At 60.4% G+C, this 15,331-nt stretch carries 9 protein-coding genes and 1 pseudogene; all 10 read left to right on the top strand.

Features of this window, described 5'->3' with window-relative positions; genetic code table 11:
* Positions 1-316 precede the first annotated feature (316 nt).
* A complete protein-coding gene (locus KVO92_RS04125; RefSeq protein ID WP_217474403.1) occupies positions 317-1,738 on the top strand; it encodes a DUF1329 domain-containing protein in 1,422 nt (473 codons plus the stop codon).
* Positions 1,739-1,759: 21 nt separating this feature from the next.
* Positions 1,760-3,433: a DUF1302 domain-containing protein gene (locus KVO92_RS04120; RefSeq protein ID WP_336512600.1), complete on the top strand. Its 1,674-nt coding sequence runs from the start codon at positions 1,760-1,762 to the stop codon at positions 3,431-3,433.
* Between the two features lie 107 nt (positions 3,434-3,540).
* Positions 3,541-5,856: an efflux RND transporter permease subunit gene (locus tag KVO92_RS04115; RefSeq protein WP_254621353.1), complete on the top strand. Its 2,316-nt coding sequence runs from the start codon at positions 3,541-3,543 to the stop codon at positions 5,854-5,856.
* An 11-nt stretch (positions 5,857-5,867) separates the two neighbouring features.
* Entirely contained in the window at positions 5,868-6,827 is a 960-nt protein-coding gene (locus tag KVO92_RS04110) for a WD40/YVTN/BNR-like repeat-containing protein (RefSeq protein WP_217474401.1), read from the top strand.
* Positions 6,828-7,137: 310 nt separating this feature from the next.
* Positions 7,138-7,557: a hypothetical protein gene (locus tag KVO92_RS04105; RefSeq protein ID WP_217474400.1), complete on the top strand. Its 420-nt coding sequence runs from the start codon at positions 7,138-7,140 to the stop codon at positions 7,555-7,557.
* Positions 7,558-7,704: 147 nt separating this feature from the next.
* On the top strand, positions 7,705-8,700 hold the full coding sequence (locus KVO92_RS04100) for an AraC family transcriptional regulator (protein WP_217474399.1): 996 nt from the start codon (positions 7,705-7,707) through the stop codon (positions 8,698-8,700).
* Positions 8,701-9,368: 668 nt separating this feature from the next.
* Positions 9,369-10,865, top strand: coding sequence for a flavin-containing monooxygenase (locus tag KVO92_RS04095; protein WP_217474398.1), 1,497 nt, complete (start codon positions 9,369-9,371; stop codon positions 10,863-10,865).
* Between the two features lie 95 nt (positions 10,866-10,960).
* Positions 10,961-12,598 (top strand): 3-(methylthio)propionyl-CoA ligase, encoded by a 1,638-nt coding sequence (locus tag KVO92_RS04090; protein ID WP_181087118.1) that lies wholly within the window; start codon positions 10,961-10,963, stop codon positions 12,596-12,598.
* An 8-nt stretch (positions 12,599-12,606) separates the two neighbouring features.
* Positions 12,607-13,569: an alpha/beta hydrolase gene (locus KVO92_RS04085; protein ID WP_181087117.1), complete on the top strand. Its 963-nt coding sequence runs from the start codon at positions 12,607-12,609 to the stop codon at positions 13,567-13,569.
* A gap of 71 nt (positions 13,570-13,640) precedes the next feature.
* Positions 13,641-15,218 (top strand): annotated as a pseudogene (locus KVO92_RS04080) (GMC family oxidoreductase); the annotation flags it as partial.
* Between the last annotated feature and the right edge of the window lie 113 nt (positions 15,219-15,331).

Genomic DNA, 15,331 nt, shown 5'->3' with positions numbered 1-15,331 from the left:
ATGACAGTCGCTCGTACCCTTTTACGCCCGTATATCTTCGTAACAGGTGTTCCAATAATTCTCAAAATGGTGCGGCGTACTGCTACATGCTGGTGCAGTCGAGGACAAGAGGCTACCGCATGACTCCTCACTGGTATCTATAAGCTACTGATAAATAATGATTTTAACTGGGCTTTAGGGTTTGGCATGTGGATTGCTTTTTCTGGTCAAAGGACTTGTTCAAATGACTATGTCATTTGATTAGTAATCTAGGCGCAAGCCGATTTCCCTGTCGGGAAGGTAGTGCCGCCAGTCAAAGCCCCGTGAGGACACCCCAATGAAAGAAGTGATTGAGCGCCCAGAAGTCGGCGTTGTTAACCGCCGTGGCGTCAGGCATCTGCTCGTGGCCGTTGTAGCGTCGACTGCAATGGGTTCTGTTCAGGCTGCGAAGCAGGATCCTGCTTTGCTGGGGACGGCATTGACGCCGCTGGGAGGGGAGGTAGCGGCAAGTGCTGATGGGGTGATTCCGGCCTGGACGCAGCCCGGCCCTCAGGGTGGTGACTGGACTTACGGTGAGGTGCGTGGCCAGCACTGGAAGTTCAAGGACGACAAGCCGCTCTACAGTATCGACGCGAGTAATGTCTCGCAGCACGCGAGCAAGCTGTCGCCGGGCCAGCTTGAGCTGTTCAAGAAGATCCCGGGCTATCGAATGAATGTGTACCCCACCCGTCGCAGCTGCGGCGTGCCGGACTTCGTTGCCCAGAACACCAGGAAAAACGTCGGCTTCGCTACCCTCGATAGTGATGGTCTTGCGCTGAAGGAAGCCTATGTTCCTGGCGTTCCGTTCCCGATGCCTACGACCGGCGCCGAGGTCATGTGGAACATGAAGATGCGCTACCGTGGCGTCGGCCTCGACATTCCCAAGACCATCGCCGGGATCTCCCCACGTAAGGCGGGAGGGGATTGGCTGCGTGTTTCGAATGATGTGTCCTTCTTTACCCCTTGGGGGGAGAAGGGGAGTGCGCTGTTCTCTTCCGTCGGCCGGATAGAAAACGCCACCTACTTTTCTTTCCTGGAGCCGGCTGCCCTGGCGGGTCAGGCTGCCGTGCAGAGCGCTGTGGCTGGTGAGCAGGCAACTACTTTCTATTACTTTCCCGGCCAGCGGCGCGTAAGGCGCATGCCCGCTTACTCCTATGACGCGCCGCAGATCGGTATGGATAACCAGTACAGCGTCGATGAAGCGAACATCTTCTTCGGTCCCCTGGATCGCTTCGACTGGAAACTGGTCGGCAAGCAGGAGTTGATCGTGTCCTACAACGCTTTTGGCGCCTACGACACGTCCGCCAAGGTCGAAGAGGTTGCCCAGGACGATTCGATCGCGCCCGAGTCGCGCCGCTATGAACTGCATCGAGTGTGGGTCGTCGAGGCCAATGTCCGCCAGGGCATGCGCCACCAGGCGCCGAAGCGTCTGTTCTACATCGATGAAGACAGCTGGAACGCCGTGATGGCCGTCGACTACGACAAGCAAGGGCAGATCTGGAAGGTGCGCGAAGGCTTCACGATTCCTGTGTACGAGACCGGTGCTTGCGATACGCAGGCTTTGGTGCAGTACAACCTGGCGGACGGCCGTTACCTCTTCGACTTGAGCACCATCGGCGCCAGCAAGGATCTCCGCTGGCTGACCGAGAGCGAAGGCAATCCGCGGCATAAGCGCGGTTTCTACACCTCCGACAACCTGCGCGCCATCAGCGAACGCTAATCGCGACTCTAGGGATCCGATATGAATAAAATAATTGCTAAAGCATCGGGGCTGGTCATTGCCTGCACAACGCCTCTGGCCATGGGCTTCACCTTCGAGACAGAGAATGTCCGTGGCTCGTTCGATTCCACCATCGGCTGGGGCATGGGCGTGCGCACCCAGTCGCAGGGCTGCGATCTGGTCAACGCCGGTGCTGCTGGCAGCGGCGCCCCTGCCTGTCTGGATTCGACCGTTTCCGGTATTGGCGATCAGGGCAACCTCAACTATGACAAGGGCGACCTGTTCACCCACTACCTCAAGGGCGTTCACGAGCTGCTGCTGAAGTTCCCCGAGGACTTTACGTTCATGGCGCGCGGCAGCTGGAAGCGCGACTTCGCCGCCACTCATACCACCGGGGCGCTGGGTGCCGAAACCCAGTTCTGGCAGGCCATGGGCTCGGATATCGGCAGCGATGGGCTGACCGATGACGCGCGTGACGATCTGAAGTTCAAGGCGCGCTTGCTCGACCTGTGGGTGAGCAAGGGCTTCGACGTGGGGGAGCACCGGGCGCGGGCGCGCCTGGGCAACCAGGTGATCAACTGGGGCGAGAGTCTGTTCGCGGTGGGCGGCATCAACGCTACCAACGCTTACGATATCCAGGCGCTATCGAGCCCAGGGGTGCAGCTCAAGGAGGCCTTGCTGCCGGCACCGATGCTCAGCGTCGCCAGCGGCCTGGGCTATGGTGTGAACGTCGAGCTCTACTATCAGTTTGCCTGGAATAAGAGCGAGTTGCCGCCGGTGGGCAGCTACTGGTCGACCTACAACGTGATCGGCGAGGGCATGCAGGAGTACGGCTTCGACGACAAAGACGCCCGTGACAGTGGCCAGTGGGGCCTCTCGGTACGCTGGCAGCCGGAGGACAGTGACGTCAACTACGGTTTCTACGTGATGCGTTATCACGACAAGCTGCCGCAGCTGCGCTACGACCAGGCCAGCTTCGCACCCACTTGGATCTACCCGGAGGACCGCATGCTTTACGGCATCAGCGCCAACCTGCCGGTCGGCGACTGGGCCGTGGGCACTGAGCTGTCCTACCGCCCCAAGGAAGCGGTGCCGCTCAACCCGTTGCCGGGCCTCGCATTCGGCCCAGCGCCTTGCTCGGGGCGGGACGGGGAGTGCTGGAAAGACACCAAGAAGTTCCAGTGGCACCTGACCGGCATCTACAGCCTGACCAACGCCAACTCTCCGGACTTTCTCGAGTTCACCGGGGCCAGCACCGGGACCTTGCTGACGGAGCTGGTGCTGGTGAAGTATCCGGGACTGCACGACAGTTACGACGGCGAGCTGCTCGCACCGGGCGCCAACAGCTGGGTCGAGGACATGTCGCAGTTCCCGCCCAAGTCGCGTGGCGATGCGACCTCCTCGGGCATTCACCTGGACTTCAGCCTGACCTATGACAGCACACTGATCCCCGGCTGGACCGTGACCCCCGGTATCTACTATCAGCAGGCGCTCGGCAACGGACGCACGCCTTCGGTGTACTCGACCTACACCCGTGATGCCAGCGCGATGAACCTGTACCTGAACTTCGTGCGCAACCCGGGTAACTGGCAGGTCAGCCTGAACTACGCCAAGTTCAACGACGCCGACACCCCTTACGACCAGCCGCTGCGTGATCGCGATTACGTGGGCTTGTCCGTTTCGCACTCGATGTGAGGCACGCTGTGAATACTCCTGTTGTAGATAAGTCCGACGAAAGGGGGCGTGGCGTGCTGCCACGCCTGGAGGACTGGCTGTTCCGTCGGCGCCGCCTGGTGCTGGCGATGCTTGCCCTGTTCACCCTGGGTATGTCCTGGTTCGCCGTACAGCTGCGCATGGATGCCGGCTTCGAGAAGCAGCTGCCCCTTGGCCACGAGTACGTCGAGACCTTCCAGGCCTACCGCAGCGACCTTATCGGGGCGAACCGCCTGACCATCGTGGTCAAGGCCCGCGATGGCTCAATCTGGAATGTAGCCGGGCTCAAGCGGCTGTACGAGGTGACCCAGGCTGTGACTTTCCTGCCCGGGATATCGCGCAGCAGCGTGCAGTCACTGTGGACGCCCAACTCCTTCGTCAACGAGATTACCGAGGAAGGCTTTCGTGCAGACCCCTTGATCCCCGGCACTGTGACGCCCGAGCGTCTCGACCAGGGGATAGTCGACAGAATCGCCAGCTCCACCGCCCAGGGCGGCTTTACCGGCACGCTGGTGGCGCGTGATCAGAGCAGCGCGATGATCACCGCCGAACTCAACGAACTCGACGAGAACGGCCAGCAGCTGGACTATGTGGCCTACAACCAAGTGCTAGAGCAGCAGATCCGCGCCCAGTTCGAGGACGAGGCGTTCGAGATCCAGATCATCGGCTTCGCCAAGCAGATCGGCGATATTGCCGACGGCGCCTCCGCGGTTCTGGAGTTCTGCCTGCTGGCGCTACTGCTGACCGCTGCGGCGGTCTACTGGTACTGCCATTCCGTGCGCTTCACCCTGCTGGCGCTGGGCTGCTCGCTGACCTCGCTGGTCTGGCAGTTCGGCAGCCTGCGCCTGCTCGGCTACGGCCTCGATCCGCTGGCTGTGCTGGTGCCCTTTTTGGTGTTCGCCATTGGCGTGTCCCACGGCGTGCAGCAGATCAACTACATCGTGCGGGAGATCGCCTGTGGTAAGAGCGCCGAGCAGGCGGCTCGTTCCAGCTTCAGCGGCCTGCTGATTCCGGGCACCCTGGCGCTGGTGACGGCCTTGGTGTCCTTCGTCACGCTGCTGCTGATCCCGATTCCGATGGTGCGCGAGCTGGCCATCACTGCCTCGCTTGGCGTGGCCTTCAAGATCATCACCAACCTGGTGATGCTGCCACTGGTGGCCTCGATGCTCAAGGTCGACGGCAGCTACGCTGCTGCCGAGGAAGTCTCCCGCGAGCGCCGTGCGCGTTGGCTGCACGGCCTGGCGCGCCTGGCCGAATGGCGCAACGCCCAGCTGGTGCTCGGTGTCGCTCTGCTGGTGTTCGTTGTGGCTGTCTGGCAGAGCCACGACCGGGTCGTCGGTACGCTGCAGGCCGGTGCGCCGGAGCTGCGTGAGGACGCCCGTTTCAATCGCGACGCAGTGTCCATCGCCGGCAGCTACGACATCGGCCTGGACTGGCTCAGCGTGGTCTTCGAGGTCCAGTCGGACGAATCCGGCGAGGTCAATGGCGCCTGCGAGAACGTGGCCCTGGGGCAGTACCAGGATCGTTTCGTCTGGGCCATGCAGGGTGTTCCCGGCGTGCTCTCGGTGGCCTCGTTCTCCAGTGCGATGCGCCAGTTCAACGAGGGCTACAACGAGGGCAACCCGAAGATGAACGCGGTGCCGATAGACGCTATGAACTACTCCTCGCTTGTCACCGAGGTGGCGCGCCTCTCGGGGATCATGCGCGGCGACTGCAGCATGACCGCTGTACACCTGTACCTGGCCGACCATAAGGCGACCACCATCAACCGGGTGCTCGATGCGGCCAAGGCGTTTCGTAGCGAGTTCCCGATGGAGGGTGTATCGATTCGCCTGGCCTCGGGCAATGCCGGGGTGCTGGCAGCCATCAACGAGGAGGTGGAGAAGAGTGAGACGCCGATGCTGCTGTACGTCTACGCCGCTATCGCCTTGCTGGTGTTCGCCGTCTACCGCGACCTGCGCGCCGTGCTGGTGTGCTGTCTGCCGCTGACCATCGGCACCTTCATCGGCTACTGGTTCATGAAGGAGCTGCAGATCGGCCTGACCATCGCCACCCTGCCGGTGATGGTGCTGGCGGTGGGCATCGGTGTGGATTACGCCTTCTACATCTACAACCGCCTGCAACTGCACCAAGCCAATGGCCAGCCGATCGTCAAGGCCGTCGAGCACGCGCTGCTCGAGGTCGGCGTGGCGACCATTTTCACTGCCATCACCCTGGCCATCGGTGTGGCCACCTGGGCGTTTTCCGAGCTCAAGTTCCAGGCCGACATGGGCAAGCTGCTGGCCTTCATGTTCATGGTCAACATGGTCATGGCCATGACCGTGCTGCCGGCCTTTGCCGTCTGGCTGGAGCGGGTGTTCCCGCGCAAGCGCCCGGTGCGCATGATCGGCGCCCTGGCGCATTGAGGAGAGAGCAGATGCGATACGCGTTTTTCATACTGAGCGCGCTGCTCGCCGCAGCGCTGCCTATCACCATCCTGCAGGCGCAGCCGCTGCGCGCCGAGCGAGCCCTGCCGGTGAGCCATGCCAGTGCGGCGACCATGCTCGATGCCGAGTGGGCGGGCGAGCGCATGGTGGCCGTGGGCGACCATGGCGTGGTGCTGCTGTCCGATGACCTGGGCCAGAGCTTTCGCCAGGCCCGCGCGGTGCCAGTATCCACACCGCTGACCGGAGTCAGCTTCGCCGACGCGCAGCATGGCTGGGCGGTTGGTCACTGGGGGGCGATCCTGGCCAGCACCGACAGCGGTGATTCCTGGCAGATCCAGCGCTTGTCGACCAAAGAGGACCGTCCGCTATTCGCCGTGCATTTCTTCAACGCCCGGCAGGGCGTGGCAGTCGGCCTTTGGTCGCTGGTGCTGACCACCGACGATGGCGGCCAGACCTGGCGCGAACAGACCCTGGACGCGCCGCCGGGCTATGGGCGGGCCGACCTCAACCTGATGGGGTTGTTCGCCGACGCCAAAGGCGGCCTGTACGCCACCGCCGAGCGTGGCCAACTACTGCACTCCGTTGATTTCGGCAAGAGCTGGCGCTACCTGGACACCGGCTACGAGGGCACCCTTTGGGCGGGCGCTGTGCTGGCCGATGGCTCGCTGCTGGTTGGTGGCCAGCGCGGCACCTTATTGCACGGCCCGGCAGATGGGAGCGACTGGCGGAGGGTGCCGCTGCAGAGCAAGAGTTCGGTCACCGCGATAGTCGCCGGGGGGCGCCAGGTGCTGGTCGCCGGTCTTGACGGCTTGCTTGTGCGTAGCCGCAACGGAGGGCATTCGTTTCAGCAGCAGGACGCGGAGGGCGCCTCGCTGACTGCAGTGTTACTCGCCGACGGTGATCGTCCTGTGCTGTTTTCACGTCGCGGTGTAGTCCCATTAAAAGATTGAGGACAGTCCAGTTCGACTCGCGCTGAAACCGCGAGTCGTTGCCGGCAGATTGTGGCCTCCATCCGTCGAAGAGGGCGCCGCGGGTCAGAGCCCCTTCGTCGTTGATCTCGGCGGCGCGGCGACGGTGAAGAGGCGCTGGATGACTATTGAGGGTATGCGAAGGGATGTGGATGTCTCGATTCCTCTCGCAACGACATCGGACTGTTCCGGTCATTTTATGTCGCGGCTCTCAGCGGGAAACGTCCAGCGCAAACGATATCCACGCTCTGCCCGGCGCAGGGATTGGGGCTACGCAAGAGGATGCCAAGAGATGAAAACTTTTCACTTAATCCTGGCTATGGCATGGCCAGCTTGTGCGTGGGCACAAGCTGAAGACCGATATGTTGATGCAGAAGCGGCGAGTAAGGCCAAGGTGCTGGTCGGGGAAGCCCGGGCCTTGTATATCAAGGTGGACGAGGCCTGTCGTAATCCCTCTGCCACTGGCCTTCTCTATGAAGTCGCAGAGGACGTCGTGAGAAAGCTTGACGGTTGGCCAGACCATTATCAGAAGAAGCAGGCTCTTACTTCATACCATGCCTGCCGTCAGTCTCTGGTAAACGTCAAGAGCTATGCGTACGCCTGTGCACAGGGTGGGGGCAACGATAGGGCAATGAAATACATGCAGCGTCGATGGGCAGAAGACTCCTCAGCCTGTGATGAGGCCATTCGTGTGTCAGAACTCGCACGATAAGGCAGAGTAATCTTGGTGTTGTTCACTTGCTGCAGCTATCAGGAGCTGAATATGCTTAATGACTCTAGGGATTCTGTATATGGAGTAATATCTGGTGTGGACGTGCCGGAATATTTGTTCTTGCCGTGTCTTTGGTGAATGTTGACTATGACTGATCGTTGTTACACGGTTTTTTGTGAAAGTTTATTTGTGCGGAACGCTGAGCTCTTCGCACCATATTTGGCGGCTGTCGGGCTTGATGAAGAGTTTCTGAAGTCTCCTGATGCAGAAATTCCATTGTCGCAGTACATGGCCTTGTGGGAGTTAGTAGGGCGTGAGGTTTCGCCCTGCATTGGCATGCAAATTGGCTCCCGAGCTCAAAGCAGCGACTGGGGTGCCTATGGCCACGCGGTACGTAGCGCGCCATCAATGCAACTGGCGCTTCGATGCGTCAGTCATTTTTATGCGGTGATCGCGCAAGGTATGCGAATCGAAGTTGGCGTGGATGAAAAATCCGTTACGCTGATTTACCAAGTTGTGGATCCACTTGTAACTGAGCGGCGTCAAGATGCCGAGTATGCAATAAGTGCTACGCTCACTATTCTGCGTGAGCTAACTAAGTGTTCCTCGCTTAAGCCCCTTCGGGTGGAGTTTGAGCACAATAAGCTGAGCGATGATTCGGTCTACCAGGGGGTGTTTGGCTGTCCGCTGTTTTTCAATAGGCCCGATAATCGAATAGAGTTTGCTCTTGGCCTGCTGGAGATGCCGATCCTAACCGCTGATACTCGGTTATATCAGGCGCTTGAGCCATTCTTACAGCGACAGCATTCTGCTCGTTCTGAGTCAGAGCTTCTTAGCCGAATGGGGGCACATATTGCCAGCGGCCTGGGCAGTGGCGGGGTAAGCATTGAGCTCGTTGCCAGTGGCATGAATATGGGGGTACGTACCTTGCAGCGCCGACTCTCCGAGCAGGGACTGGACTTTACCCAAGTCGTTGAAGATGTGCGTCGCTCTTTGGCCGAAGAGTACATAGCGAGATCTGATTACAGTTTCACTAATATTGCCTTGTTGCTCGGGTATTCAGAGGCCAGTTCTTTTAGTCGTGCTTTTCGCCGGTGGACTCAGCTCACTCCTCTGGAGTATCGCCGTCGTGCCCGCTCTTGATTGCCTGTCGTGGCCACCATTATTAGTGGGGCATGATGCGGCAAGTGCATTTGCTCAATCATTGATGATTTAATTTTCTAAAATCCTCCTAGGGGCGGGTTTAAAAATAACCTGCTTCCTTGGCCTGATGTTTCGTGCCTAGGCGTTGAATTCCCTTATTGGCTTATTGATCGAGTTCTTACCTGCGACTCTTTTAAATCGTCAGCACAGGACTATTGATCCTGGTTTGGGTTGTGTCAGTTGGCGTCAGTTGTCAAGGATGTGTCACGAGCAGGCAAGCGCTGGTCTTTATTTCTTTATATTGTTGTTGTCAGTGGGTTGCCTGATTGATCTCTTAGCCTGTCCTTAGCTGCCTTCGGCGTGGTTGGGTTGCTTGCTTGATGGTGGCCTTGTTTTCACCCTTATGGGTTGTGGTCAATCTGTAATAAGCAGGTGGCATTTACTGTGTACGGCCTGTTGTTTATTTCGAGGCTTGCGTAAATGCTGACAGGCAAGCGCGACAAGACTATCGGGGGAAAACGAAATATATTCGGTGAAGAACTCCGCCGTAGCTTGCCCTGAAGTTATTACCGGCCTGGCTTGTCGGAGGCGTGTAAAAGCGGACCTGTCGCTCACCCAGTTACTCCAATAATCGATTGCCCTAGTTACTTCGTAAGCGTGGAGACCCCATGAGCAACCAACATCACGATATATTGATCATCGGTGCGGGCCTGTCGGGCATAGGTACGGCGTGCCATTTCACCAAGGAGTTTCCGGGGAAATCCCTGGCAATCTTGGAGCGCCGTGAGCGCATTGGTGGCACATGGGATCTCTTCCGCTATCCGGGTATTCGCTCGGATTCGGACATGCTCAGCTTTAGCTACAAGTTTCGACCGTGGAGCAAGCGCAAGGTATTGGCCGATGGTCCTGAAATCCGTCAATACATCGAAGACACCGCGACGGAATATGGCATTACCAAAAAGATCCAGTATGGGATCAAAATCATCAGTGCAGACTGGTCCAGCCAGCAGCGGCTGTGGAACCTGACAGCCCTGCACGAGTCGAGCGGTGAAATCCGGCACTACAGCTGCAAGTTCCTCGTGTGCTGTACCGGTTACTACGATCACGACGATGGCTTCCTTCCCAAGTTCCCCGGTGAAGAGAACTTCAAAGGTACTCGGGTGCATCCGCAGCACTGGCCTGACGACCTGGACTACCGGGGCAAGCACGTGGTGGTGATCGGCAGTGGTGCAACGGCGGCCACCCTGATCCCGGCCATGGCTGGCCGGGCTGGACATATCACCATGCTGCAGCGTTCTCCATCGTATATCTATTCACTGCCATCGGACGACAAGCTGACTGCCGCATTGTCATGCATCATGCCGGCAAGCTGGGCGAGGCGTCTCGGTCGTACGCGCAATATCTTGCTTTACCGGGGCGTCTATCTGGCGTGCCGACGCTGGCCGAAGCTGATGCGCGCGTTTTTGCTCTCCCATGTCCGCAAGAATGTCGGCCCGGATGTCGACATGCGCCATTTCACTCCCAAGTACATGCCTTGGGACGAGCGACTCTGCGCCGTACCCAATGGCGATCTGTTCAAGACGGTGCGCAGTGGCAAGGCTTCGGTTGAAACCGACCACATCGAGCGCTTTACCGAGAACGGCATTCTGCTGAAGTCTGGCAAGGAACTGCAGGCCGACATCATCATTGCGGCGACCGGCCTCAAGCTGCAGATGCTGGGCGGCATGTCCATGTCCATCGATGGCAAGGCCTGTCCGGTCGGCGAACGGATGACCTACAAAGGCGTGCTGCTAGAGAACGTGCCCAACTTCGCCTGGATCATCGGTTACACCAATATCTCCTGGACGCTGAAGTCCACCATTGCTGCCGAGTATCTGTGCCGCCTGCTCAAACATATGGAGACGTACAACCTTGAAGTCGTGACGCCATTCGACAATGAAGATAACGCCACCAATCAAGGCATCCTGGGCTTGAGCTCCGGATATATCCAACGTGACCAGCACTTGCTGCCGCGCCAGGGCAAGGCCTACCCCTGGAAAGTGCTTCACCATTACGGGCGCGACAAGAAGATACTCCTGCGCCACCCCGTCGAAGACAGCCGTCTGGAGTTTCTTTCCACCAGGCGAGACGCATACAACGCGCAAGTTTCGCGAGTCGCCGGTTAGAAAACCGGCGATTGCCGCCAGGCCATTAACTGCCAGCCCGAAACGGGGCACGCCTGGTCAATCAGTACCCAAGAAAATAAAAAAGCGAGAACACTATGCACGGTCAAATGATGACGCTGCCGCTGATCGTCTCTTCCTTGCTGGAACATGCCGAGCGCTATCATGGCGATACCGAGATCGTTTCCCGCACGGACGAAGGTACCCTGCACCGCTACACCTATGCCGACGCGCACCTGCGTGCGAAGAAAGCCGCGAATGCCCTGACCAAGCTCGGTATTCAACCCGGTGATCGAATCGGCACCTTGGCGTGGAATGGTTATCGCCATTTCGAGCTGTACTACGCGATCTCCGGTATGGGGGCCATTACCCATACCATCAATCCCCGTCTTTTTCCTGAGCAGATCGGCTGGATAGTGAACGACGCCGAGGACTGCATCGTCTGCTTCGACCTGAGTTTCGCCGCGCTGGTCGAGTCCATCGCGGCGCACTGCCCGAACGTCAAGCACTGGGTCGCCCTTAGCGAGCGGGCGCTGATGCCGACCCTGAATATCCCCAACTTGCTGTGCTACGAGGAGTTGCTGGCCGAAGAGTGCGCGGATTTCGCCTGGCCACAGCTCGATGAGCGCTCGGCGGCAGCCCTGTGCTACACCTCGGGAACCACGGGCAACCCCAAGGGTGTGCTCTACTCGCACCGTTCGACCCTGTTGCACGCCATCTCCAGTGCGCTGCCGGACGCACTGGCTCTCTCCAGCCGCGACGTGATCGCCCCCGTGGTACCCATGTTTCACGTCAACGCCTGGGGCCTTCCATACTCGGCGCCCCTGGCCGGCGCCAAACTGGTGTTTCCCGGGGCCGCCCTGGACGGCGAGAGCGTCTTCGAACTGTTCGAGAGCGAGGGCGTCACCTGCTCCGCCGGCGTTCCCACCGTGTGGCTCAGCCTGCTGCAGCACATGCAGCAAAAGGGCAGGGCACTGTCGAGTGTCAAGCGCATGGTCGTCGGTGGCGCGGCTTGCCCGCCGGCCCTGATGAAGAGCTTCGAGAACGAGTTCGGCATCAAGATTCAGCACGCCTGGGGCATGACGGAAATGTCGCCGATCGGCACGATCAATGCCCCCAAGGCCTCGCAGCTCAAGCTGGACGAGCAGCAGCGCTTTGCCATCGAGGTCAAGCAGGGCCGGCCTCCCTTCGGCATTGACCTGAAGATAGTCGACGAGGAGGGCAATGCCTTGCCGCGCGACGGCAAGACCTCGGGTGCGCTGATGGTGCGTGGCCATTGGGTTCTTGACCAGTACTTCCGCAACAGCGACAGCCCGCTGTTGGACGGTTGGTTCCCGACAGGCGACGTGGCCACCCTGGACCGCGACGGCTTCATGCAGATCACCGACCGTGCCAAGGACGTAATCAAGTCCGGTGGCGAGTGGATCAGCTCCATCGAGTTGGAAAACATCGCCATGGGCCATCCGGCTGTCTCCGAGGCTGCGGCTGTGGGCATCGCCCATCCGAAATGGGATGAGCGGCCTTTGCTGGTGGTTGTGAGAAAGGCGGGGCAGGGCGTGAGCCGCGAAGAGATCCTGGCCCAGTATCAGGGCAAGGTCGCCAAGTTCTGCATTCCTGATGACGTGGTGTTCGTCGAGGAAATTCCCCATACCGCTACCGGCAAGATCAGCAAGCTGCAGTTGCGTGAGCAACTGCGCGAGTACCGCTGGCCCAGCGCCGACCGCGCAAGCGCCTGAGGTGACCCATGAGCAAACGCCAGTACGCGAACACCTTCACTCAGGTTATCCATCCCGGTCAGGGGCGCTGGAAGAGCGAGGCGCTCAATCTGCTGCTGCGTCTCACGGTCAAGTCCAGGCTTGGCTTGCACATCGACATTCCCAAGCTGCGTAAACAATTCAGCCAGCTCAATCGCCAGGCTTCCCCCTCGCTCCTGGCCAGCGTGCAACGACAGAGCGTCGACTGCGATGGTGTGGCCGCCCAGTGGCTGTCGCCTGTAGGCCATCGGCCGGAGCGGGTGCTGCTATATATCCACGGCGGCGCATTCGTGGCCTATACCCCCGATGTGTATGCCGCCATGGTGGCGTCCTGGTGCCAGAACCTGAAAACCCGCGCGCTGCTGGTGGACTACAGCCTGGCCCCGGAACATCCATACCCCACTGCGCTGGAGGAATGCCTGGCTGCCTATCGCTGGCTGCTGGGCCAAGGGTTCGAGGCCAGGGACATCGTCATCGCCGGTGACTCCGCTGGCGGCAATCTGGTCCTGGCCACGCTGCAACGCCTCAAGGCCGACCAGCAGCCGTTGCCGAGCTGTGCGGTGCTGCTTTCCCCCTTTCTGGACCTCACCCTAAGCGGCGAAAGTGCACGCAGCAACGCTCCTCACGACCCGATCTTCACGCTGCCCTTCGCCGTCGGCGTGCGGGATTTCTACGCGCCCCCCGAGATCTACTCGCACGCCTCGGTATCGCCACTGCTCGGCGATTTCGCGGGCCTGCCGCCCTTATTGTTCCAGGTGGGCAGCACGGAAATGCTGCTGGACGACTCGGTGCGCGCCGCGGCCAGGGCTGATGCCGCCGGCGTGCCGGTGCAGCTGGAGATATGGCAGCGCATGGCGCATGTGTTCCAGCTGATTCCGGCACTGCCGCAGACCCGGGAAGCGGAGCAGCGTATCCGCGCCTTCATCCATCGATACACGGATTGGGGTGGCTAGTACGCCGCAAGTCCTGCCCCGACACCTACCCTGACCGCTCACTTCCAGCCTCCTATTCGAGAGCCGCAAAAATGGAATTCGACTACATCATCGTCGGTGCCGGCTCTGCCGGTTGCGTTCTGGCGAACCGCCTGAGTGCCGATCCGAGTACCCGCGTGTGCCTGCTGGAAGCCGGCCCGGAAGACACATCGCCGCTTATCCACACGCCGCTTGGCGTGGCCGCCATCGTGCCGACCCGCCACGTCAACTGGGCTTTCCATACCGTGCCACAGCCGGGGTTGAGCGGGCGCCTCGGCTATCAGCCCCGCGGCAAGGTGCTCGGTGGCAGCAGCTCGATCAACGGCATGATCTATATCCGTGGCCACCAGAGCGACTTCGATGATTGGCAGGCACTGGGCAACGACGGCTGGTCCTTCGCCGATGTGCTGCCCCATTTCCGCAAGAGCGAGCGGTACCACAAAGGCAGCAACGAATATCACGGTGGCGATGGCGAGCTGCGCGTCAACCCTGCCCATCGCCACAGCGTTACCGAGGCCTTTGTCGAAGCGGCGATGCAGGCGGGTCACCGCTATAACTCAGACTTCAACGGCGCCCAGCAGGAGGGCATCGGCTATTACGATGTCACCATCCATGACGGTCGTCGTTGGAGCACGGCCACGGCCTTCCTCAAGCCGGTGCGAGAGCGCAGCAACCTCACCGTGCTGACCGGCGCCCACGCCGAGCGCGTGCTGCTCGACGGCAAGCAGGCCGTTGGCGTGCAGGTCCTAGTCAAAGGCGAGCGCCAGCAGTTGAAAGCCCGCAAGGAAGTCCTGCTGGCCGCTGGGGCCTTCGGCAGCCCGCACCTGCTGATGCTGTCCGGCATAGGTCCGGAAGCCGAACTGAAACCCCAGGGTATCGCCGTTCGGCACGAGCTGCCGGGTGTCGGCCAGAACCTGCAGGATCACCCGGATGCGGTGCTCTGCTACAAGAGCCGCGACACGTCCCTGCTCGGCATATCGCTCGGCGGCAGCCTGAAGATGAGTAAGGCCCTGGTCGATTACCTGCGCCACCGGCGCGGCCCACTGGGTAGCAACTGCGCCGAGTCCGGCGGTTTCCTCAAGACCGACGTGAGCCTGGCGCGCCCGGATATCCAGCTGCACGCGGTGATCGGCACGGTAGACGACCATAACCGCAAACTGCACTGGGGTCATGGCTTCAGCTGCCATGTGTGCGTGCTGAGGCCGAAAAGCATTGGCAGTGTCGGCCTGTCCTCCGCCAACCCAAGTACGGCGCCGCGTATTGACCCAAACTTTCTCGGTCACGACGACGATGTACAGACCCTGCTCAAGGGCTATCGCATGACCCGCGAGATCATCGGCCAGGCGCCGATGGCGCGCTTCGGTCTGCGCGACCTCTACAGCAAGGACCTGCACAGCGACGAGCAATTGATCGACCTGTTGCGCCAGCGCACCGATTCCATCTACCACCCAGTCGGCACCTGCAAGATGGGCCAGGATGAGATGGCCGTAGTCGACAGCCAGTTGCGCGTCCATGGAGTCGAAGGGCTGCGCGTGATCGATGCGTCGATCATGCCGACCCTGGTCGGCGGCAATACCAACGCCGCCTCCATCATGATTGCTGAGCGCGGCGCCGAGTGGGTCGCCATGGCGAGTGAACAGCAGCACGGACGTGACCCTGGCGTGGCCGCCATGCGCCTGCACGAGTACCAAGTCAGCGCGGGCCAGCCCGTCTAGGCAAGGACTTCCGACGGCCTGCATTGAAC

The sequence above is a fragment of the Stutzerimonas stutzeri genome (assembly GCF_019090095.1).
In the GTDB taxonomy this organism is placed as follows: Bacteria; Pseudomonadota; Gammaproteobacteria; order Pseudomonadales; family Pseudomonadaceae; genus Stutzerimonas; species Stutzerimonas stutzeri_AN.
This window is presented reverse-complemented; position numbering and strand designations above follow the sequence as displayed.

Bases quoted from the DNA above. Each gene is read 5' to 3' on its own strand.
- KVO92_RS04105 (WP_217474400.1), top strand. From the start codon at position 7,138: ATGAAAACTTTTCACTTAATCCTGGCTATGGCATGGCCAGCTTGTGCG.
- KVO92_RS04100 (WP_217474399.1), top strand. From the start codon at position 7,705: ATGACTGATCGTTGTTACACGGTTTTTTGTGAAAGTTTATTTGTGCGG.
- KVO92_RS04120 (WP_336512600.1), top strand. From the start codon at position 1,760: ATGAATAAAATAATTGCTAAAGCATCGGGGCTGGTCATTGCCTGCACA.
- KVO92_RS04090 (WP_181087118.1), top strand. From the start codon at position 10,961: ATGCACGGTCAAATGATGACGCTGCCGCTGATCGTCTCTTCCTTGCTG.
- KVO92_RS04115 (WP_254621353.1), top strand. From the start codon at position 3,541: ATGCTTGCCCTGTTCACCCTGGGTATGTCCTGGTTCGCCGTACAGCTG.
- KVO92_RS04095 (WP_217474398.1), top strand. From the start codon at position 9,369: ATGAGCAACCAACATCACGATATATTGATCATCGGTGCGGGCCTGTCG.
- KVO92_RS04085 (WP_181087117.1), top strand. From the start codon at position 12,607: ATGAGCAAACGCCAGTACGCGAACACCTTCACTCAGGTTATCCATCCC.
- KVO92_RS04125 (WP_217474403.1), top strand. From the start codon at position 317: ATGAAAGAAGTGATTGAGCGCCCAGAAGTCGGCGTTGTTAACCGCCGT.
- KVO92_RS04110 (WP_217474401.1), top strand. From the start codon at position 5,868: ATGCGATACGCGTTTTTCATACTGAGCGCGCTGCTCGCCGCAGCGCTG.